General features: G+C 59.8%; 21 protein-coding genes and 1 tRNA gene. 20 read left to right on the top strand and 2 right to left on the bottom strand.

Going from position 1 to position 19,901, the window contains the following annotated elements; all coding sequences use genetic code 11:
• The first annotated feature begins 83 nt into the window (after nucleotides 1–83).
• From ftsY to AC24GY_RS14745, 5 genes are all read left to right on the top strand, one after another.
• The gene (gene ftsY / locus AC24GY_RS14765; protein ID WP_487684359.1) at nucleotides 84–929 is read left to right on the top strand and encodes a signal recognition particle-docking protein FtsY; all 846 of its coding nucleotides are present in this window, start codon (nucleotides 84–86) and stop codon (nucleotides 927–929) included.
• A gap of 186 nt (nucleotides 930–1,115) precedes the next feature.
• Nucleotides 1,116–2,537: a MotA/TolQ/ExbB proton channel family protein gene (locus AC24GY_RS14760; RefSeq protein WP_422320123.1), complete on the top strand. Its 1,422-nt coding sequence runs from the start codon at nucleotides 1,116–1,118 to the stop codon at nucleotides 2,535–2,537.
• 34 nt (nucleotides 2,538–2,571) lie between these two features.
• Entirely contained in the window at nucleotides 2,572–3,495 is a 924-nt protein-coding gene (locus tag AC24GY_RS14755; RefSeq protein WP_487684355.1) for a hypothetical protein, read from the top strand.
• 6 nt (nucleotides 3,496–3,501) lie between these two features.
• Entirely contained in the window at nucleotides 3,502–5,043 is a 1,542-nt protein-coding gene (locus AC24GY_RS14750; RefSeq protein WP_487684352.1) for a hypothetical protein, read from the top strand.
• A 129-nt stretch (nucleotides 5,044–5,172) separates the two neighbouring features.
• Nucleotides 5,173–6,381, top strand: a complete 1,209-nt coding sequence (locus tag AC24GY_RS14745; protein WP_487684349.1) for an aminotransferase class I/II-fold pyridoxal phosphate-dependent enzyme — start codon at nucleotides 5,173–5,175, stop codon at nucleotides 6,379–6,381.
• Nucleotides 6,382–6,407: 26 nt separating this feature from the next.
• Here AC24GY_RS14745 and AC24GY_RS14740 read toward each other — a convergent pair whose 3' ends face one another.
• Both AC24GY_RS14740 and AC24GY_RS14735 read right to left on the bottom strand, forming a co-directional pair.
• Nucleotides 6,408–7,274: an SDR family oxidoreductase gene (locus AC24GY_RS14740; RefSeq protein ID WP_487684346.1), complete on the bottom strand. Its 867-nt coding sequence runs from the start codon at nucleotides 7,272–7,274 to the stop codon at nucleotides 6,408–6,410.
• Between the two features lie 168 nt (nucleotides 7,275–7,442).
• Nucleotides 7,443–8,183 (bottom strand): hypothetical protein, encoded by a 741-nt coding sequence (locus AC24GY_RS14735; protein ID WP_487684343.1) that lies wholly within the window; start codon nucleotides 8,181–8,183, stop codon nucleotides 7,443–7,445.
• Between the two features lie 651 nt (nucleotides 8,184–8,834).
• Here AC24GY_RS14735 and AC24GY_RS14730 point away from each other — a divergent pair.
• The 15 genes from AC24GY_RS14730 (at nucleotide 8,835) to AC24GY_RS14660 (ending at nucleotide 19,854) form a co-directional block, all read left to right on the top strand.
• The gene (locus AC24GY_RS14730; protein WP_422320987.1) at nucleotides 8,835–9,260 is read left to right on the top strand and encodes a hypothetical protein; all 426 of its coding nucleotides are present in this window, start codon (nucleotides 8,835–8,837) and stop codon (nucleotides 9,258–9,260) included.
• Between the two features lie 66 nt (nucleotides 9,261–9,326).
• The gene (locus tag AC24GY_RS14725) at nucleotides 9,327–10,568 is read left to right on the top strand and encodes a NupC/NupG family nucleoside CNT transporter (RefSeq protein WP_487684339.1); all 1,242 of its coding nucleotides are present in this window, start codon (nucleotides 9,327–9,329) and stop codon (nucleotides 10,566–10,568) included.
• A 13-nt stretch (nucleotides 10,569–10,581) separates the two neighbouring features.
• The gene (locus AC24GY_RS14720; RefSeq protein WP_487684337.1) at nucleotides 10,582–11,250 is read left to right on the top strand and encodes an ABC transporter ATP-binding protein; all 669 of its coding nucleotides are present in this window, start codon (nucleotides 10,582–10,584) and stop codon (nucleotides 11,248–11,250) included.
• Complete coding sequence (locus AC24GY_RS14715; protein WP_487684334.1) at nucleotides 11,247–12,413, top strand: FtsX-like permease family protein; 1,167 nt, start codon at nucleotides 11,247–11,249, stop codon at nucleotides 12,411–12,413. The genes AC24GY_RS14720 and AC24GY_RS14715 overlap by 4 nt, the downstream gene beginning before the upstream one ends.
• A 131-nt stretch (nucleotides 12,414–12,544) precedes the next feature.
• The gene (locus AC24GY_RS14710; protein ID WP_487684331.1) at nucleotides 12,545–12,742 is read left to right on the top strand and encodes a hypothetical protein; all 198 of its coding nucleotides are present in this window, start codon (nucleotides 12,545–12,547) and stop codon (nucleotides 12,740–12,742) included.
• A gap of 248 nt (nucleotides 12,743–12,990) precedes the next feature.
• A complete protein-coding gene (locus tag AC24GY_RS14705; RefSeq protein WP_487684329.1) occupies nucleotides 12,991–14,055 on the top strand; it encodes a class I SAM-dependent methyltransferase in 1,065 nt (354 codons plus the stop codon).
• A 102-nt stretch (nucleotides 14,056–14,157) separates the two neighbouring features.
• Nucleotides 14,158–14,243, top strand: a tRNA-Tyr gene (locus tag AC24GY_RS14700).
• A gap of 226 nt (nucleotides 14,244–14,469) precedes the next feature.
• Entirely contained in the window at nucleotides 14,470–14,682 is a 213-nt protein-coding gene (locus AC24GY_RS14695; RefSeq protein WP_487684326.1) for a hypothetical protein, read from the top strand.
• 138 nt (nucleotides 14,683–14,820) lie between these two features.
• Nucleotides 14,821–15,345 carry a hypothetical protein gene (locus tag AC24GY_RS14690; protein WP_487684323.1) on the top strand — a complete coding sequence of 175 codons (525 nt, stop codon included), beginning with the start codon at nucleotides 14,821–14,823 and terminating at the stop codon, nucleotides 15,343–15,345.
• Nucleotides 15,342–16,154: a RecB family exonuclease gene (locus tag AC24GY_RS14685; RefSeq protein ID WP_487684320.1), complete on the top strand. Its 813-nt coding sequence runs from the start codon at nucleotides 15,342–15,344 to the stop codon at nucleotides 16,152–16,154. The genes AC24GY_RS14690 and AC24GY_RS14685 overlap by 4 nt, the downstream gene beginning before the upstream one ends.
• Nucleotides 16,155–16,215: 61 nt before the next feature.
• The gene (locus AC24GY_RS14680; protein ID WP_487684317.1) at nucleotides 16,216–16,590 is read left to right on the top strand and encodes a hypothetical protein; all 375 of its coding nucleotides are present in this window, start codon (nucleotides 16,216–16,218) and stop codon (nucleotides 16,588–16,590) included.
• Nucleotides 16,529–16,975: a hypothetical protein gene (locus tag AC24GY_RS14675; protein WP_487684314.1), complete on the top strand. Its 447-nt coding sequence runs from the start codon at nucleotides 16,529–16,531 to the stop codon at nucleotides 16,973–16,975. The genes AC24GY_RS14680 and AC24GY_RS14675 overlap by 62 nt, the downstream gene beginning before the upstream one ends.
• Nucleotides 16,976–17,065: 90 nt before the next feature.
• A complete protein-coding gene (locus tag AC24GY_RS14670; protein WP_487684312.1) occupies nucleotides 17,066–18,136 on the top strand; it encodes a WGR domain-containing protein in 1,071 nt (356 codons plus the stop codon).
• 81 nt (nucleotides 18,137–18,217) lie between these two features.
• Nucleotides 18,218–18,415 (top strand): hypothetical protein, encoded by a 198-nt coding sequence (locus AC24GY_RS14665; RefSeq protein WP_487684309.1) that lies wholly within the window; start codon nucleotides 18,218–18,220, stop codon nucleotides 18,413–18,415.
• On the top strand, nucleotides 18,412–19,854 hold the full coding sequence (locus tag AC24GY_RS14660; RefSeq protein ID WP_487684306.1) for a DNA polymerase III subunit beta: 1,443 nt from the start codon (nucleotides 18,412–18,414) through the stop codon (nucleotides 19,852–19,854). The genes AC24GY_RS14665 and AC24GY_RS14660 overlap by 4 nt, the downstream gene beginning before the upstream one ends.
• Nucleotides 19,855–19,901: the final 47 nt, after the last annotated feature.

Here is a 19,901-nt window from a genome sequence, read left to right as displayed (position 1 = left end):
CGCGGCTTCAAATCTTCAACACGAATGCGTCGTCATCATGGCGCATTCCATATTCGTCCTTCTGATTTCGTCCTTCTTTCGCCATGGCCGGTTTTTTCAAATCACTCATCCAGCGCTTCACCAAGCCCGACATTGACTGGGATGACCTGGAGGCCTCCCTCATCGGTGGAGATCTGGGCCCGCGTCTGGCGCTGCAGATCGTGGCAGACCTGAAATCCCGCCAGCGCACGCTGCACGGGGCGGACATCGTGCAGGTGGCGCGTGAGCATGTGCGCAAAATTTTGCCCGAGTCGGTGCCTGCGATCGAGCCGATCCCCGGCAAGCCCAAGGTCCTCCTCATTGTAGGAGTCAACGGCACCGGCAAGACCACGAGCACAGCCAAGCTGGCGCACCTTCTTCACAAGAGCGGGCACAAGGTGGTGCTGGCTGCCGCAGACACCTTCCGCGCCGCTGCTGTGGAGCAGCTCACGGTCTGGGCTGAGCGTTTGCAGATCCCTCTTGTCAAAGGGCCGCCGAATGGCGATCCGGCATCCGTCTGTTTTGAAGGCTACGAAAAGGCGCTCAAGACGGAGGCTGACTACCTCATCTGTGACACCGCCGGGCGGCTGCACACAAAGCACAACCTGATGGAGGAGCTGAAGAAGATTCACCGCATTCTCGGGCGCAAGGATGCCGAGTCTCCGCATGAAGTGCTGCTGGTCTGTGATGCGACCACCGGCTCCAATGCATTGCAGCAGGCGCGTGAGTTTAATAAGGTGATTCCTTTGACCGGTGTCATTGTCACCAAGCTGGATGGTAGCGGCAAAGGCGGTGTGCTTGTGGCGATTCAGCAGGAACTTGGCGTGCCCACCCGTTTCATCGGACTGGGGGAGCGCGTCGAAGATTTTCAGGCGTTTGATTCGAAGCGCTTCGTGGAAGAACTGCTCTGAGCAGAGTCGAGTGGACAAAAATGATACCTTTGGCCGATACTTTGGTATCTTTGTGGCTGAAGTTTATTTTCATCCCAAGAAATCTATTGTCGAATGGGTATGTCTTTCGCTAAGTAGCAGCGCCCACTTTTTAAATCACACCTTGGAGGAAAATCACCTGTGACGTTCAAATGCCCCTCATGCGACATGCAACTCAAAGCCGAGCCGGAAATGGCAGGCAAAATAGTCCGCTGTCCTGGCTGCAATACCAAGCTGAGCATTCCGGCCATGGCCCCTGCTTCGCTGCCAGCACCTTCGGGGCTGCCGGCTCCCAGCGGCGTATCCGCGCCTGAGCAAGCCTCAGCGCCTGCTGAAAACGACGCATTCGGAGCTGAATATGAGCATGGGGCCTCCGCCCCTGAGCAGCCGCCCGCCACCGGCACGCCGGAGCGTGGAGAGCGCGGCGGCTGGGAGGAAATCGATCCGACAAACCCCAATGGGTTTCTGAGCTTCGGCATCGGCTTCGTGCTGTTCCTCGCATGGGTGGGTATTCTGTTCCCGTTCAAGGCGCCGGACAGCGTCTCTCCGGCGACGTACACGACCATGCAGTTCATCGCGTCGCTGTTCTTCAAGCACATGCTGGTGAGCTTCATGAACACGCTGTTCTTCACGTGGGCCATGTCGATCTTGTATTTGAAAATGCAAAAGCTCAGCCATCAGCGCAAGGCGCTGCTGCTGGATGTGCTGCCCTGGGAGCTGGGTGCGGAAATCAACCGCGACAACGTGGGCCAGTTCATCGACCACGTTTACAAGCTGCCGCATCGCCTGCGTGACAGCATGATGGTCAACCGCATCCGCAAGGCCCTGGAGCTCTTTGAGGTGAAGCAAAATGTGGGGGATGTGACGAACATGCTCTCCAGCCAGTCTGACATCGACAGCATGCGCATTGGCGGCAGTTACTCGCTGCTGAAGGCATTCCTTTGGGCCATCCCGATTCTGGGGTTCATCGGCACCGTCATCGGTCTGTCACACGCCATCGGCGGCATGAACTTCGGCAACATGACCGATCTCAAGCAGGTGACCGCGACACTGGGCGCCGTGACCGGCGGTCTCGGCACCGCATTCGATGCCACGCTGCTCGGCCTCGTGCTGGCCATGACGCTGAACTTCCCGCTCAACGGCATGATGAAAGCGGAGGATGACTGCCTCAATGACATCGACGCCTTCTGCAATGAAGTGCTGCTGCCCCGCCTCAATGACGGCGGCAGCATTGCCGGTGGCGAGACGGCGGGGGTGATGGACACGCTGGTGAAAGCGGTGGCCAATGCGCAGAAGGATTTCCTCGTGGATCTCAACGCCCTCTCCAAGCAGATCAAGGAGCAGGCTGACAACCTCGACAAACGCGCCGCCGCGCATCAGCAGCGGGTGGACGCCGAGTTTGCCATGACGCTGAACCGCATGCGTGAAGACATGACCAATGCGGTGAAGGACAGCGTGAAGACCACCACGGACTACACGCGCGCTCTGGCCAGCGGCATCCAGTCTTTGAACACCCTGCTGTCCGAACTCGGCGGCAAGCAGATCATGATTCATCAGGTGAAGAAAAAGGGCTGGTTCAGCAGCAAATAGCCGCCTCAACCTCAGCTCATTCCTATAGAAAATCATGGCAAAGCGCCGACATGCCGCCAAAGACGAGATCCTGCTGGTCCCGTTTCTGGACATTCTGTGCTCGCTGATCGGGGTGCTGATCCTCATCATCGTGGTGCTCTGCGTATCGCAGACCCAGCAGACGGAAGGACGCACACCGGAGGACGTGCAGATGGCGCAGGACGCCAAGCGCTTGCGGCAGGAGATCGTGGAGCGCAAGGCGCAGGACGTCATTCTCAAGGAAAAGCTGGCATCCCTGGAAGCGCTGCAAAAGCAGATCGAAGAGAAGGAACAGCGCTTCATCAAGCTACGGAAGTTGATCAACACCTCCAAGGACCTCCAGGAGGAGAACCTCAAGATCAGCCAGAAGATGCAGAAGGAGCTGGATGATCTGATGCTCGAAATCGAGGGCATGAAGCAGCAGCAGGCGGAGAGCAAAAAGGAAATCGCCACCCTCATGGCCGAGCTCAAGAAGCGCGATGTGCCGCCGGACAAAAAGATCCCGCCGGTGATCGTGCAGCCTTCCGGCACCGGCATGCCGGCGGATACGAAAGTCTATTTCGTTGAGGCAGGCGGCGGAGCCTTGAAAATCCTCGGTGCCTGGGGTGAAGACTATCGCCTGAGCGCCACGGCCTCGGTGGTGGTCGCTGATGCCGCCTACAATCACTTCCTCACCGAACTCGCCAAGGATCCCAAGTCGCTGATCCTGTTCCTCATCCGTGACGATGGGCAGGGGGCCTTCAACAACGGTGCTGGCCGCGCGGAGAACGACTACAAAGTGCGTGTGGGCAAGCTGCCCATCCCTGGTCGCGGCGTGCTGGATCTTAATTTGTTTGCCAAATTTCGCGGCAAGATCCCGCCACCGCCCGCTGCGCCACCCACCACGCCAGCACCTCCTGCGCCCCCCGCCGGAACTCCTCCACCCAAGAAAGCTGCCTGACACGCCATGGCAAAACGCAAACCACATGAAGAGCAGGAGCTGCCGTTCGTCGCCTTGATGGACACGATGACGAACGTCGTCGGTGTGCTCATCATCGTGCTCGTCATGGTCGGCCTGAGCGTGGCCAGTGCGGTGAAAAAAGTGCTGTCCGATCTGCCGCCCGTCACCAAGGAGGAACTCCAGCAGATCCAGGAGCAGGTGAAGCAGCTGCCTGAAAAGATTGATCCGGTGAAAGTCGAGGAGCAGCAGAAGCAGGCGGAAGCCCAGCTCAAGCGCGCCATCGAGGATCTCAAGACCGTCGATACCGCCGACTTGCAGCAGAAGATGAAGTTCATGGATCTCGACGCTTTCCAGAAGCAGCTGGACCAGCGGAGAAAAGACCGTGAGGCAAGCAAGGTCGAGACCGATAAAATTCTGGCAGAAGTCGAGCGCCTCAAAGCGCTGCTGGACAAGACACCTGTCTACCAGCCGCCGCCGCCGACCTACGTGCGCCTGCCAAATCCTCGCGCCTATCCTGAGAAGCCTAATGAGACGCGCGTCCTCGTGGCCAAACAAGGCGTGCTGTTCTTCAACCAGACCAAGTTTTTGCAGCCAATCATCGAAGGCATGGACAAGGTGAAGTCACAGCTCGAATACCAGAAGGTGGAGTACGCCCCGTTTGCCAAGCTGCTCGAAGGCATTCTGGGATCACCTGCCAACGCGCAGAAAGCATGGCCAGACATCGCCGGCCTGGTGGACCGGGTGCAGTTGGAATATGTGGCCCTGGCGTACAAGGCGCTGGTGGCCGGCGGCATCTCGCCCACCAAGGCTTTGCTCAGTGACATCGCTGACATTGCCATTCCCACGCGTCAGACCATGGCGGTCGTGGCTGAAGCCATCGTCGCCGCTACCAAAGGGGACGTCACGGCCTGGGTTAAACTTGATCCCGCCCGTCCTCCTGCGCCGCCGGTGATCAAGGCCAGCGCCGCCGGTGGCAAAATCACCTTCTCCTGGGGGGCTGCCACCAAGGAAGTCAAAGCGATACCGAAGGATGTGCTCGGGTACTTCCACGATCTCGCCAAGATGCCAGGCATCGAAAACGTGAGCAAGGCTCGTACCATTTACGATGCCACGCGGATCCAGGCTCTGCTGCAACGCGCGGCCTCCAGCCCGCTGCTGGCAGGCTCTTACGGCTTCGAACCGAAAGTCCTGCCCACGCTGCCCTACGTGCAACTGGCCCTCACGCCCAAAGGCGGCGGCGGCGAGACCATTGAGGCCATGAAGCAGCCCAACTCCGGCTACATTCGCCTCATGCGCGACATCAAGGCGGATCCCAACGGCGTGGCCGTCTTCCAGGTCATGCCGGATGCCTTTGAAGCCTATCTGGAAGCACGAAAATTAGCCGATGAAGTGGGGGTGCCTGCAACGTGGGAATTCCTCGCCAAGCTCGACCTCGCGGTGAACATCTCTGGCTACGAAGTCCAGCGCCTGGCCCCCACACCGCCGCGTGCCGGTTCGGGGGCTCCTGGTGCTGTGACCATCGCTCCGCCGAAACGCTCGCTCGATTGAGGTTGGGTAGGCTTTTCGCCTATTGATTACCAGTTGTTTCTGAACAGCTCCTCATAATCCATCCACTTTATAAGGAGTTCATGGACAGCAGGTTTTCCAGTGCCACTGTCGCGCCTCATTTGCGCTCCGATGCTCTCTGCTTCTTCGCCCAGTCCTCTCCCGTTGTTCGACAAGGTTCGTAAATTTCGCGCTCTGGATGAAGTCCGCGCCGCAGGCATTTACCCTTACTTCCGGGAGATATCATCCGCCCAGGATACAGAGGTCATCATCAATGGTCAGCAGGTGCTCATGCTGGGCTCGAACAGCTACCTCGGCCTCACCAATGATCCGCGCATCAAGGAGTCCATCTGCCAGGCCGTGCAGAAATATGGCGCAGGCTGTGCAGGCTCGCGCTTTCTGAATGGCACGCTCGACATCCATGTGCAGCTGGAGGAAGAACTCGCTCAGCTCATGAAGAAGCCGGCCGTGCTGCTCTACAGCACCGGCTTTCAGGTCAATCTCGGCGTCATCAGCGCCATCGTGGGACGTGAGGACTGCATCCTGGCAGACCGTGCGAATCACGCCAGCCTCGGAGCGGGCTGCCAGATGGCCCCCGGGAAGACTTTTCTCTTTTCGCACAATGACATGACGTCACTGGCGCGCCGTCTGGCGCACCTCCCGCCAGAGTCACCCAAAATCATCGTGGTGGATGGTGTCTTCAGCATGGAGGGGGACATCATCAAGCTGCCCGAGCTGGTGGCGCTGGCCAGGCAGTACAACGCCGCCGTCATGGTGGACGACGCCCACAGCATCGGCGTGCTCGGTGAGCACGGCTCCGGCACCGCCTCGCATTTCGGTCTCGTGGATGACGTGCATCTCATCATGGGCACGTTCAGCAAATCGCTCGCCAGTCTCGGCGGCTTCATCGCCGGGGAAGCAGACACGATTGACTACCTCAAGCACCACTCCCGCCCGCTCGTTTTCAGCGCCAGCATGAGCCCCGCCAATGTGGCAGCCGCGCTCGCTGCGCTGCGCATCATGATCGCCGAACCCGAACGCATGGTGCAGCTCTGGGCCAACACGAATCGCATGAAGCAGGGGCTGCTCGCCCTCGGTTTCAAACTCGGTGCCACCGAGACGCCCATCCTCCCGGTCTATGTGAATGACACGCTGAAGACCTTCATCTTCTGCAAACGCCTGCAGGATGAAGGTGTCTTCGTCAATCCCGTGATCCCGCCGGGTGTTCCTCCCGGCGAAGAGCTCATCCGCGTCAGCCTCATGGCCACCCACACCTTCGCGCAGATCGACCGCGCTCTGGAGAAATTCGAGAAGATCGGCAAGGAACTCGGCATCATTTAAAGTCGCCCGGTTGCGCTGCAACCGGTCTAAATCCCCATCACCTTCCGGATGACCCAGTCCAGCAGGCGGTCTGGCACGATCCGCACCAGCAGCGAACCCACCACGGAATCCAGCCCGACGGGGTAGCGGGTGCGCGGTCGGCGGGATTCAAGCGCATGCGTCACCGCCTTGGCCACCCGCTCCGGCGGAATCGCCATGGAGGGGACTTTCTCCACCATCTTGCGCAGCGCGATGATGGGGGCTGAGTACAGCTTTTCGCACTCGGGAGGCATGCCCACGAAGAGCTGCTCCGCCGCCTCTCGCGATTTGCTCCAGATCGGCGTCTTGATCGCCCCAGGCTGAATCAGCGCGACCTCGATCCCCCATGGCCGCAGCTCGATGCGCAGCGAATCCGCGATGGCCTCCAGCGCATGCTTCGTCGCCCCATAGCCCGCCAGAAACGGCTCGCACATGAATCCCGAGTTGGAGCCCGTTAAAACGATGCGCCCCCGGCTCGCACGGATCAGCGGCATCACCGCCTGTGTCACCGCGATCAGGCCCAGCACGTTGACATCAAACTGCTTTTCAAAGGCCTCCATTGGCATGAATTCCAGCGGTCCCGCCAGCGCGATGCCGGCATTGTTCACCACGCCCTGCAGCCCCGCCGCACCGCACTGCGTGCTGAGGTCCTGCACCACGGTTTTGATTTGTTCGCGGTTGGTCACATCGAGGATGACCGGGATGATCTGCCCCTCGGCTCCCGCCAAAAGTGCCTCGCCATCGGCCACCTTGCGCACTCCGGCAAAGACCCGCCAGCCGCGTGCCGCCAGCATGCGTGTGCAGGCTGCACCGATGCCTGTGGAAGCTCCGGTGATGAGAACGTTGCGTGGCACGGCGGTGCTGATGGCGGGCATGAGGAAAGGAGTGAAAAAGGGGGGGCGGGAAGCGCCGTTTAGTGCGGTCGGGCAGGGCCGGAGGCCAAGGCCCGACGCTTGACCCATCTTGCCCAAAAAGCGAGTTCGGGCCGCTCTTTTCACCGCGCCTCCTTCTGGGGAATGCCCAGCGCCTCAACCCACCAGCGCTTAACGCAGAGCATGCAGGGCAGGGGGCCACTGCGCCCGGAGGGTGCCCTGACCCACGGCGGTGAGCATGACCTGCGCCACCGACTCCGGCCGCGACTCGCCTGCGGGCGGGTTCAGACCGAAGCGCCGCCAGCGCACATCGTCAGCCGGTAAAAGCTGACCCAGCTCTTCGATCAGGCTGCGCAGGCGCTGCCGCAGCCGCTTCAGCGCCGCGTTTTTCTTCTGCACGGCGGCTTCCAGGACGGACTTGTGGTGATCCACGGCCTCACGCACCCGCGAGAGGGATTCATGGGTGACCTCGCAGATCGCCGCCGTGGCCCGCATGTCCTGGCTTTCGTGCAGCGGATTCGCGGTGAAGTGGGCGGCCAGTTGCGCGAGCAGCGCCAGACGTTTGGCGAAGACCTCGGGCACCCTCGTGGACCGGTCAGGAAAGCCTGCCGCTTCCCACTGCTCATTGAAGCCATGGCCAAACAGGGCTGTCAGTCGGAGGCGGCAGTGGCTCAGGATTCGTTCGCTTTCCAGATCCCGCTCCCGCAGCTCCCGCCGGAGTGCACTGCGTTCAGTCTTCTGTTTGTCGACCTCGAAAAGGGAGGCATGGGCGTTGTCCAGCAACTGCTGGAGTAACGCTGCTGGCGTATGCTTGATCCCGATTTCGCCCTCAAGCTCCAAGCATCCCGGCACAACCTGCCCGCAGAGAACCATCAGCTCCGCATCATTCGTGGGGGTGGGGTTGGTAGCCATTGCAGGAAGCCTGAGGGTTTCTCCAAGTCGGTGCTTGCTGGGAGAGCCAATCGTGCGCTCACTCCCAGTTCTTTCTCGATGATCATTAAACGACAGTCGGCGACTGATCATTGATAAAAAAGCGACATCCCTAGGCTCTCTCAGGAAGTTCACAGCTTGGCTGATGTAAACTTATTGGTAGTCAGTGAATTATTGAGAAAGAGATACGGTTCAAGCGTTACGGTTTATCGGTTTCACTGCTCAGTAGTTACTCACCGATAATCGGTGAGCGATTTGTAATCGATTCGCATCTTCGATGCAAGACGACCGCAGGCGAAGAAATACTATCGGCTCATATTAAACGCTTCAATCGTTACAAAATTCCTTGGTCGCGATCAGATCGAAAGAGCCAGTTCGCCAAGGTGAAACGACCAGATCGTTAAGTTTGTGTCATGTGTTAACGATTTAACCGTAAACTGACTTGGCACATGGCTCACCCGTCATCACTTGCTTTTCGGCACCTGCAATTTCAAAGATGAAACAATGCGAACGTTACAAGCTGGGAGGCTGAATTGCCGAATCTACTTCTAGGACTCCTCTCTTTATCCTCGCGTATTTGTGATTCCGCCTCCGCTCCATTGCCTGCCGCCGGAATCCCGCTAATCATCGGCCATGCACTCACGCTCCGCCTTTTGCTTCGCGCTGTCCCTTCTGCTCCTTCTCCCGGCATGCAACATCCAGTATGGTCTGCCGACACGGGGTTACGGTTATCCGGCGGGTTTGTCGGTTTTGGCACCCCGGCTCGGCAATTCTGGCAATTACACGTACTACCCGCGTTACGAGGCCTACTACCATCACGACTCGAAGCAGTTCTATTACCCGAACGGCAAGAACTGGGATGTGAAGCCAACCGTGCTCAACAATTCCGCCCAGGAAATTCGTGCCACCCCCGGAGTGCCTTTTCATCTCGACGCTCATCCATCGAAATACCACGATCAGATCAAGCAGGCCTTTCCCATCGACTGGAGCTCCGGCCAAGGCCGCGCTGATGAACCCTACGAGTTTGGCCGCAGCGGCTGGGATCTGGACAACCGGTAGAGTGGGATCGGGTTTCGAGTTGAGCGCTTGACCCATCCTCCCCGCTGACCCACTCTCGCCCGCATCATGGATCGTCTCATCTGCCTGCTTGGCTTGGTCGTGTTTGTGGCGCTGGCCTGGGCGCTCTCGGAAAAACGTCGGCTGTTTCCATGGCGGGCGGTGCTGAGCGGACTGGCGCTGCAGATGGTCTTTGGCGTGCTCATCCTCCGCACTCAGCTGGGGCATGATTCGTTTGCTCTGCTCGACAAGATGTTCCGCCGCCTGCTGGGCTTTGCGAATGAAGGCGTGGGCCTCGTCTTTGGCCCGCTGGGTGGGGCGACCACGCTGCAGGCCGCGTTTGGTCCGGCGAACAGCTTCATCCTCGCCCTGACGATCACCGGCAGCATCATCCTCGTCTCCGCGCTCTCCTCCTTTCTGTATCATTACGGCGTGCTGCAGTGGGTCGTCAAAATGGCCGCCTGGGTCATGCGCCGCGTCATGCGCACCAGCGGCAGTGAAACCCTCGCCGCCGCCGCGAACATCTTCATGGGCCAGACGGAGGCCCCCCTCGTCATCAAGCCCTACCTCCCACGCATGACCCGCAGCGAGCTGCTCTGCCTCATGGTCGGCGGCATGGCGACCATCGCCGGCGGGGTGCTCGCGGCCTACGTGTCCTTTGGCATCTCCGCCGGGCATCTGCTCACCGCATCCGTGATGAGCGCCCCCGCCGCGCTGATGATGTCGAAAATCCTGATCCCCGAGACCGAGGAAAGCGAGACCGCCCACGGTGCCAGCAAAGTCATCGAACGCGAAACCGCCAACGGCATCGACGCGCTCTGCACGGGAGCCAGCGACGGCATGAAGCTGGCCATCAACGTCGTGGCCATGCTCATCGCCTTCGTCGCGGTGGTGGCGCTCTTTAATTACATGCTCTCGCTCGGCCTGCGCGCCTTCGGTCAAAATGTGCCGCAGCCCATGCAGCTCGCGCTCGGCTGGCTCAATGCCCCTTGCGCCTGGCTCATGGGCGTGCCGTGGGCCGAGTGCGGGCAGGTGGGGGCACTGCTGGGAGAGCGCGTGGTGTTGAATGAATTCTTCGCCTACCTGCACCTCAGTCAGCAGGGCGGCACCCTCTCGCCCCGCAGCGCGGAGATCGCCACCTACGCGCTCTGCGGCTTTGCCAATTTCGGCAGCATCGCCATTCAGATCGGCGGCATCGGCGCTCTGGTGCCCGAGCGCCGGGGAGAACTGGCGCAGCTCGGCGTCAAATCCATGCTCGGCGGCCTGCTCGCCTGCTATTGCACCGCTTGTGTCGCCGGATTGCTGCTTTAAAGAGTGAGCCTGCATGTCCGCAACCACCGGCCTCCATGTCTCCGACCTCCGCTTTGCCTACTCGGCCGAGGGCTTTCGTGTGCATGTGCCGCAGCTTGAGCTCGCCTCCGGCAAGGCCCTCGCACTGGCCGGGCCCAGCGGGGCAGGGAAGTCCACCCTTCTGCGCCTGCTCACCGGACTGCTGACTCCCACGGCGGGCAAGGTCAGCCTCGGCGCTGCACAGATGGAAACGATGACCCCCGAAGCACGCCGCGCCTTCCGCCTGCAGCACATCGGGCTTGTCTTCCAAGACTTCGCGCTGCTCGATTACCTCACCGTCACTGAGAACATCCTCCTGCCGCATCAGTTCCGTGGAACGGCAAATGCGGCGGTCCGCACGAAGATGCTCGATCTCACCCAGCGGCTGCACATTGACCGCTACTTGGACAAGCGCGTCTCGCAGCTCTCTCAGGGCGAGCGCCAGCGCGTCGCCGTGGCGCGTGCGCTCGTACACGAACCGCAGTTCGTCTTTGCCGATGAGCCCACCGCCTCACTCGATCCCGCACGTGGTCGCATCGTGGTGGACATGCTGCTCGAAGACACGCGCCGACGCGGCGCCTGTCTCGTGATGGTGACGCATGACCCCAATCTGCTACCGCTCTTTGATCAAACCGTGCGCATGGAGGACCTCGCCGCCGCATGAGGACCGCCTTCCATCTGGCCGCACGCTACGTACTGCGGCATCGCATCCAGAGCGCGCTGCTCGCCGGGGCACTCGGCCTCGTCTTTGCGCTGCCGCTTTGCCTGCGTGTGCTGATCGAACACGCCCAGCAGGAACTCCGCGCCCGCGCCGCCGCCACACCGCAGATCGTTGGCACACGTGGCAGCGCGCTCGATCTCATGATGACCGCGCTCTACTTCAAGCGCGAGAACCTCCTGCCACTGCCCTTTGGCATACTCGCTGAAATACGGCGCAATCCCACGGCCACCGCCATCCCGCTGCACGTCCGCTATCAGGCGCAGGGAGCCCCCATCGTCGGCACGGAGCTCGAATACTTCCCCTTTCGCGGCCTGCATCTCGCCGCAGGCAAACAGCTCAGCCGCCTGGGCGATTGCGTCGTCGGTGCCACCCTCGCCAAGCAGCGCGGATTGCAGCCCGGCGGCCACATTTTCTCCACACCCGAGCAGGCCTTCGACATGGCTGGCGTGTATCCCCTGAAGATGCGCGTCACCGGCATCCTCACCCCAAACGGCACGCCCGATGACGAGGCGCTCTTCGTCGATCTGAAAACCTGCTGGCTCATCGAGGGCCGCTCCCATGGCCATGACGACCTCAAGAAAGACGAATCCGTCGTGCTTACAAAAGAAGAGGGCAACATCGTCGGCAATGCCGCCGTGCGCATGTTCAACGAAGTCACCGACGCCAACATCGCCTCCTTCCATTTCCATGGCGATGTCTCCACCTATCCCATCAGCGCCGTGATACTGCTGCCGCAGGACGCCAAGGCCGAAGCCCTGCTCGCTGGGCACTACGCCCGCTCCAAGGAGCAGCAGCTCATTCGTCCGCGTGATGAAATGGAGGCGCTGCTCACCCAGCTCGTGCGCCTTGAAGGCTTCGCCGCCAGCGCCCTCCTCCTCACCGCCACCGCCGCGCTGCTCGTCACCGCGCTCGTCTTTGCGCTCTCCTTCCGCCTGCGCCAGCGCGAATTCGCCACCCTCGAAGACGTCGGTGTCTCCCGTGTCTCGCTCATCACCGTCAAAGTCCTCGAAGTCCTCATCATCGGCCTTGCCGCCGCCGTGATCGGTCTCCTTCTCCTCCAGTTCTCCTCCTTCGCCGCACCGCATCTGCTGAGGATGGTCTTGTAAGTGGACGTGGTGAATGGTTGGAGCTCAGGCATCTTGCCTGACGACGGACTGGGGCGTCCCGCCTAAGTTCTGAATCAAAGGCCGGAAGTCCCATGGTTGCACTCATCCGCCTTCCGTGAGAAAATTTCCCCATGCTTCTGGAGGAAATCAAAACACAGATCACCCAGCTCAATCCAGAGGAACTCAAAAAGTTTACGGACTGGTTCAACAGCTACATGTCCGACGAATGGGACCGCCAGATCGAACGCGACGTGGCTGCGGGAAAGTTTGACCAGATTTTTGCGGAGATGGATGCGAACATTGAAGCCGGACTGTGCAAGCCGCTTTGAGGAGCCTCTTGCTGGCTTCATTCTGAAGCTGACTTGAGCCAGCTGCCAGCAGATGTCCATGGACTGCCTCACAAGAAAAAGTCGGCAAACTTGGGGCGGTTCGGGTGGGTGAAAGCTATCGTGTGCTTGCCTACCAGACCGAATTGGGCTTGGTCACGGTCACTCACTCCGCGCACCCTTTTTACTTTCTTGTCCTTCGCAGCTCGCAGGGCGAAGAAGGACCACCAACCCCTTTTTACTCCGCAACTGTGTCCTACCCCATCGACGCCCTCATTTACGCCCTGGATGTCAATCCCGACATCAGCACCGAAGGGCGTGTGCTCTTCCTGCGTGCCCAGGCCCATCCCGCCTTGGAGCACTTCGAAGGCCGCCTCGTCTGCCAGCAGACCTGGAAGCCCAAGGCCAATCTCCTCCAGGCTGCCGGACACCGCGTGGAGCGCGAGGTCCACGGCCTCTTCGATCTTGTCCTCGTCCTCCCCGATCCGCAGCGCGATCTCATGGTGGCCGATCTCGCTCGTGCCCATGATCACCTCGCACCCGGTGGCGTCCTCATGGCCGCCGTGCACAACGACGCCGGCAGCAAACGCTGCGAGCAATACCTGCGCGAAGTCGCCGGGCAGATCGAATCCCTATCCAAGCACCACAGCCGCGCATTCTGGGCCACCAAGCAGGAAGGCAGGCCCTGGAAGGCCGACCTCCTCGAACGCTGGCGCCAAGGTGCCGCCATGCGCCGAATTCTCGACGGTCGCTTCTGGTCACGGCCCGGCCTCTTCAACTGGGACCGCATCGACGAAGGCTCCGCCCTCCTCGCCAAGCACCTGCCAGACACCATTGCAGGCAACGTCGCCGACTTCGGCTGCGGCTGGGGCTTCCTGAGCGATCACCTCCTGCGCAACTGCCACGACATCGACACCCTCGACATCTACGATGCCGACGGCGACTGCTTCGAATGCGCCCGCCGCAATCTAGGCCTCGTCCCCACCAAGGTCAAAGCCCACCCCCACTGGCAGGACATCACCACTGGTTTTGAGCGCACCAAGTTTGACACCGTCGTGATGAACCCCCCGTTTCACGAAGGCAAAGAGGCCGATCCCCTCATCGGCCTCAAGTTCATCGCCGCCGCCGCCCAGGCCCTGCGACCCGGTGGTCAGCTCTGGCTCGTCGCCAACCGCCAGCTTCCCTATGAAAACCTCCTGACCGAAGCCTTTTCGCAGATGGACAAGATCGTCGAGACCGGCGGTTTCAAGGTCCTGCACGCACAAAACCCCATCGTCCAGCCCACCTATGTGCGTCGCGGCAAGCGCCGCCGCTGAATCCGACACAAAGAATCTCACAAAGAATGCAAAACAGAGGAACAAAGCGTTTGCAAAACAAGGCACCGACTCGATAATCGCGGCCCACTTCGAAAGGAGAATGGGTAGGTACCCGAGCGGTCAAAGGGGGCAGACTGTAAATCTGCTGGCTTACGCCTACGCTGGTTCGAATCCAGCCCTGCCCACCACCTTCATTCTGAGTGAGTTAAAGACCAAAGCCCCGCCCCAAAGGCGGGGCTTCTTTTTTGGGCGTGCTCAAAATGTGCTCACTTTTTCAGACCGACCGCAATCATCTGTCCGCCTTTCTTTGAGAGATGTTACTTGGGTCAGGTTTGGCCCCTGCAATTCTTCCTCTTTTCACGCTATAAAAACTTGAGAGGTCGGGCTTTATCCCCGGCATTTTCATCACCCACCATGCCTCGGCGAACCCATTATTCGCCCTGCATCGACCGGGTCATCGTCTGCGCACTGTATCACGAAGGCCGGCGGCTACGCCGTCCCATGACAAGACTGGTCAACGATCTGCTCACCTCATCCCTGCAACACACGCAGGGGTGGAGCATCGCTGCCACGCAGATGAGCGTCCCGGCTCAGGGCCGCACTCAGGAGGCTGGCGCCATCCGCTAGCCGCACCACGCCGTCACAGCATCCCACTTCCTCCACCCGGTTCTCTCGTAAGAGTGGCCGGGTGTTTTGTTGTCGGGCCATGTGGCGGCTTCTTCACCCACCCAAGCACATCCACCCCACATCAGGAGACACACCACCATGGCCATCAAACTCAGCGCCAACTATAGCAAAAAACTCGGGCTGCCTCAGTACAGCAGCCATAGCTTCAGCGCCTCAGTTGAAGTCGAACTCAACGACATCACCCAGGTCGAGGCCGAAGTGCAGAAGCTTTACCAGCTCCTGCAGCAGTCTGTCGATCAGGAAATCCAGCACCCAGGCTTCGTCCCGGCGGCCAGCACGAACGGCAACAGTCGTGCCGAACAGCAGCAGAAAGGACGTGCCCAGCCGGTCAATGGCAGTGGTCGCCCGTCTGCGTCATCTAGCGCCGACCGCTGGAACTGCACCGATGGCCAGCGCGGGTTCATCCTGCGCATCGTCAACGAAAACGCCAGCATCACCAAACAGGTGGCCGAGGATCTGTCCCAGCAGCTCTTCGGAATCGGCGTCAAGCAGCTCAACAAGATGCAGGCCTCTCAATTGATCGAGGACCTGCTCGTCAAAGCCGGCAAACCCGCCCCACGCCAGACCCGCTGGCAGCAACAGCCCACCGCCCACGCCGCATGAATACGCCCGCTGCCTCATCTCCAGAGCGCAGCGAGCAGGACATCATCACAGCATTGCAGGCAACAGTGTCAGCTTCCCGGCTGTCGCTGTTCCTGCAATGCCGGTTGAAGTTCTACTTCCGCTACGTGCTCAAGCTCAAGAAACCCAAGACAGCCTCGCTCCATCTCGGCAATGCGGTTCACGCCGTGTTGAAGACCTGGAACAAAGCACGCTGGGTTCAGCAGCCGCTTTCGCTCAAGGTGGTCCATGAGACCTACCAGACAGCCTGGGATGATAAGACCGAAGGATCGGTGGCATGGGAACCCGGTGAAGAAGATGACGACAAAACCACCGGCTGGCGTCTGCTCGACACCTACCTGCGCGAAAGCCATCTTCCCGCTGAGGTCAAACCCGACGCCGTGGAAGTTCCGGTTGAAGCTGATCTGCAACAGCACGGGCTACCCCGTCTCATCGGCATACTCGATCTGGTGCAGCAACGCCAGATCATCGACTACAAGACCAGTGCCACCACCCCCAACGCGGACAAGGTCGCACACTCCACTGAGATCCAGACCAGCAGCTACGCCATCTTGTACCGTCACAACACCGGCTCGCAGGAAGCAGGCATGCAGCTGCATCACCTGGTCAAACTCAAAAACCCCAAGGTGGTCATCACCACACTGCCACCCATGAGCCCGCCGCAGCAGACGCGGCTCTTCCGCCAAATGGAAGCCTACCTCGAAGGCTTGCAGCGTCGTGACTTCATCCCTTCGCCTGGGATGCACTGCTCAAGCTGCGAGTACTACAACGAATGCCGCCGCTGGCATTAAACCCTGCTGCAGGTCGGCGCTCACCACGAGCGCTGGCCTGCGGCCCATCCCCACACCCACAATGAAACATCTCATTCTCATCGCCGGCCTGCTGATGCTGTTCACGCCGAACACGCATGCAGGCTGGTTCTTCGACGATCCGCCGCCAGATCTCGGACCCGAATACCGGGCCAAGATCATCAGGCTGGAAGATCGCATCTCGGAACAACACGCTTCCACTACTCGCTGGGAGATTGCCACCGGCACTCTCGCCGTGGGCTGCGTGCTGTTGTTTGTCATCGGAACCGCCCTCGGGGCCAAAACACGCCAACATTATGATGGAACAACCAGAATGGGACGAACAGTGCCCACCGCTACCCCGGCAGCTCCCAACGGTGCCCGCCACCACCTGGGCGAAGCAGGCCCGCCAGATCGTCATTCGACGCTGGCAGCCTGAACCGCTCAGCGAACCCGTCATTGACGATGCCCTGCCACATCTCAACGCCATTGAGCGCTCTGCTGAGGTGATCAGTTTCACCTGTCGTCGGTTTGAATACTGGCTCTCACCGCAGGGAACCCTGCGGGAGTGGCTCAAGTTCAACCTGCGGCTGGCCATAGGATTTGCGGTGCCAGCGTTGCTGGTAGCTCCGCTGATCACGCTGGCCTTGAATCAATTCAACCTGTGGATCGATGTCATCAGTAAGACGACCTCCAATGTTGTCCTGGTGCCGCTCTCGGTGTTGCTGGTTGTCGGACTCATTGCGGGATTGGTCTCCATCGGGAAATCGATCCTATCAATGCGCATACGTCATCAACAACGCCGGGATCCCTACAACTACTGACGCGCAGCACACGTCGCAACACCCCAACCCGAGAGCCGGATGATCGCAGGATCGTCCGGCTCTTTTCATTTCAAGAAAGAAACTCACCTCATGGAAAGCATCACTTTGTATTTTCGCGAAGGCCCCTCCGACAAAGTGTACCGAGCGAGCATCTCCCCCAAGGATGATGGCTACCACGTACACTTTGCCTATGGCCGTCGCGGTTCCACACTCAGTACCGGCAGCAAAACGCAGACGCCGGTCGAATATCCGATTGCCAAAGGCATCTACGACAAGCTCGTCCGAGAAAAGATGGCGAAGGGCTACACGCCCGGAGCCGACACTGCCACCGCCACGCCACCGGACTCTCCCAACAAACATACCGGCATCCAGTGCCAGCTCCTTAATCCCATCAACGAACAGCAGCTCGACCAGTTTCTGTTGAACCCCGACTATTGGATGCAGGAGAAGCTCGATGGCCGTCGGCTGCTCATCAAAAAGGACGGCGATCAGATCACTGGCATCAACCGCCTGGGTTTTCCCACCGCTGTTCCTGAAAGGATCGCACGCAACGCGGCCAAATACCCGCGCAACTTCGTACTCGATGGTGAAGCAGTTGGAGACACCTTCCATGCCTTCGACCTGCTCGCCATCGGCCCGGAGGACATGCGTCCACTGGCGTTCTCGGTGAGGTATTTGAGGATGCGTGACATGCTCAACGCCTTCGATCATCCCCATATCCGGGAGGTGCGGGTATTCTTCCCCGCTCAAACGGCGGGCTGGTTCCAGCAGTTTAAAAACGAGGGGAAGGAAGGCGTGGTGTTCAAACACAAGGACGCGCCGTACACTCCCAGCCGCCCGAACAGCGGCGGCAGCCAGCTCAAGTTCAAGTTCCATGAAACTGCCTCGTTCATCGTCACGAAGGTGAACGATAAGCGGAGCGTCTCATTGATCCTGTTCGAGGGCGACAAAGTGCGCCCCGCTGGCAACGTCACCATCCCACCCAACCACGAAGTTCCTGAACCGGGAACCGTGGTGGAGTGCCGCTACCTCTACGCATTCAAGGAATCCGGCAGCATCTACCAGCCGGTTTATCTTGGGGCGCGTCCTGACATTCGCGCCGCCGAATGCACCACGGTCCAGCTCAAATACAAAGCCGATGCGATGCAGGCTGCCGCCTAGCCAACTCTACCCACGCTCAAGCCCATGCGTCTTCACCAGCGCATGGGCTTGTTTGCGTACAACCCCCAAAGATCATTCCTCATGAAGAACATTATCCATTTTATCAGGCTGGCAGCCTGTTCGCTGCTCGTCCTCACAGGCACCGCCTGCCCGCACTCCTCTTCGCAACCTGCTATCAAGGAACTGCGGCAGGAATTCATCATCGTCGTTCCGCAAACCAACGTCCCGCCGGAGAAACCATTGCATCCCGGCGATCAACCTCAACCGCCACACCCATGAACCCCATCACACTTCCCATCGCGGAATTAAAACCCGCTCTGGCAGGACTCGGCAAATTGATCAATCCACGATCCACGCTGCCTGTGCTGCATCACGTCAAAGTCGAACGTACCGCCGACGGCTGGATTGCTCTTACAAGCACCTATCTCGACCGCTTCGTCACCCTGCGTCTCGAACAACCCGCCGAAGGCCCGCCTAATGCTGTGCTCATTCCGTATGACCAGCTCCTGCAGCTCTCCAAAAACTGCAGCAAAGACGAACGCCTTCTCATCGAAACCACCGACCAAGGAACCGTCATACGATTCGCTTTGGCCAACAACCTCGGCGCGTCCAAGGTCAAACCGTTCCCTGTGGATCAATTCCCCCAGGTGCCACGCATCAAGACCGACAGTGTTCCTCTGCCACCGACCGTCCGTGAGTCTCTTCATCAGGCTCTCGACTGCGCCAGCACTGATGAAACCCGCTACATCCTCAACGGAGCTTTCATTGATGCCAGCAATCCCAAGGCGTTCAATGTGGTAGGAACGGACGGCAAGCACCTCTACAGTGCGAATTCGTTCACCCTGCCAATCAAGCTCTCGGTCCTCATCCCCTCTCACAAATTCCTCGGCTGGAAGGAATTTAATCAGGATGGCGAATGGCAGATGAAAGCCGATAACGAACACATCCAGCTCTCCAGCCGTCGCTGGAGGTTCATCACCCGTCAGATTCAGGGTAAATATCCTGACTGGCGTGTGACGATACCAAATCCAGCCGACGACAAAACACACATTACCCTGGACCCATCAAAGCTGGAAACGCTCATCAAGCTGATCCAGCGCATTCCTTGCCACGATCCAGACCGATACCAAACCATCGGACTTGAATGGAGAGACGGTCAATTCCTGCTCCTTGGCAAGGACACCGACAACGAGTCTTGGCTGCGCATCCCAGTGCCCGACATCCAAGGCAGTGGCCCCGAGATGACCATCTTCCTCAGCCGGCGGTTTCTCATCAAAGCCTTTAGCTACGGGATGAACACCGTCAGCATGGTCGATTCGATGCACCCCCTGAGGTTTCACTCCAAAGGGAAGCAAATGATCGTCATGCCACTGCGCATTGATTCCGAAAAACAACCAGCCCCACAACAACAACAACAACCCACTCCGGTGAGCATGCCGTCATCCCGGCCTGTTTTGCCGCCTGCACGACCATCCAAGCCCATGATCACGAACCCCACCTCCGAAGGACCACCACCCGCATCCAACGAACCCAAAAACGCCGTGGAAGAAGCCATCGACATGACCTTGCTCATTCGAGACAAGCTCAACGAAGGCTTCAACCTGCTGCGCGATTTGTCCGTGAAGCTCAAAACCATCAATCGCGACCAGAAGGCCAGCAGCCGCGAGTTCAACTCCGTGCGCTCAACACTGCGCAGCCTGCAGGGCCTCAGGCTGTAAGTCAAACCACACACCCACATTCACCGGGGCCGGATGCGCATGTTGCG

This window comes from Prosthecobacter sp. Pr1, assembly GCF_057652315.1.
The sequence above is the reverse complement of the archived record's forward strand: the minus strand, read 5'-3'. Positions and strand labels throughout refer to the sequence as shown.

Bases quoted from the DNA above. Each gene is read 5' to 3' on its own strand.
- AC24GY_RS14665 (WP_487684309.1), top strand. From the start codon at position 18,218: ATGAAGAACATTATCCATTTTATCAGGCTGGCAGCCTGTTCGCTGCTC.
- AC24GY_RS14725 (WP_487684339.1), top strand. From the start codon at position 9,327: ATGGATCGTCTCATCTGCCTGCTTGGCTTGGTCGTGTTTGTGGCGCTG.
- AC24GY_RS14715 (WP_487684334.1), top strand. From the start codon at position 11,247: ATGAGGACCGCCTTCCATCTGGCCGCACGCTACGTACTGCGGCATCGC.
- AC24GY_RS14670 (WP_487684312.1), top strand. From the start codon at position 17,066: ATGGAAAGCATCACTTTGTATTTTCGCGAAGGCCCCTCCGACAAAGTG.
- AC24GY_RS14755 (WP_487684355.1), top strand. From the start codon at position 2,572: ATGGCAAAGCGCCGACATGCCGCCAAAGACGAGATCCTGCTGGTCCCG.
- AC24GY_RS14745 (WP_487684349.1), top strand. From the start codon at position 5,173: ATGCTCTCTGCTTCTTCGCCCAGTCCTCTCCCGTTGTTCGACAAGGTT.
- AC24GY_RS14760 (WP_422320123.1), top strand. From the start codon at position 1,116: ATGCAACTCAAAGCCGAGCCGGAAATGGCAGGCAAAATAGTCCGCTGT.
- AC24GY_RS14730 (WP_422320987.1), top strand. From the start codon at position 8,835: ATGCACTCACGCTCCGCCTTTTGCTTCGCGCTGTCCCTTCTGCTCCTT.
- AC24GY_RS14680 (WP_487684317.1), top strand. From the start codon at position 16,216: ATGAAACATCTCATTCTCATCGCCGGCCTGCTGATGCTGTTCACGCCG.
- AC24GY_RS14740 (WP_487684346.1), bottom strand. From the start codon at position 7,274: ATGCCCGCCATCAGCACCGCCGTGCCACGCAACGTTCTCATCACCGGA.
- AC24GY_RS14750 (WP_487684352.1), top strand. From the start codon at position 3,502: ATGGCAAAACGCAAACCACATGAAGAGCAGGAGCTGCCGTTCGTCGCC.
- AC24GY_RS14695 (WP_487684326.1), top strand. From the start codon at position 14,470: ATGCCTCGGCGAACCCATTATTCGCCCTGCATCGACCGGGTCATCGTC.
- AC24GY_RS14685 (WP_487684320.1), top strand. From the start codon at position 15,342: ATGAATACGCCCGCTGCCTCATCTCCAGAGCGCAGCGAGCAGGACATC.
- ftsY (WP_487684359.1), top strand. From the start codon at position 84: ATGGCCGGTTTTTTCAAATCACTCATCCAGCGCTTCACCAAGCCCGAC.
- AC24GY_RS14690 (WP_487684323.1), top strand. From the start codon at position 14,821: ATGGCCATCAAACTCAGCGCCAACTATAGCAAAAAACTCGGGCTGCCT.
- AC24GY_RS14720 (WP_487684337.1), top strand. From the start codon at position 10,582: ATGTCCGCAACCACCGGCCTCCATGTCTCCGACCTCCGCTTTGCCTAC.
- AC24GY_RS14735 (WP_487684343.1), bottom strand. From the start codon at position 8,183: ATGGCTACCAACCCCACCCCCACGAATGATGCGGAGCTGATGGTTCTC.
- AC24GY_RS14710 (WP_487684331.1), top strand. From the start codon at position 12,545: ATGCTTCTGGAGGAAATCAAAACACAGATCACCCAGCTCAATCCAGAG.
- AC24GY_RS14660 (WP_487684306.1), top strand. From the start codon at position 18,412: ATGAACCCCATCACACTTCCCATCGCGGAATTAAAACCCGCTCTGGCA.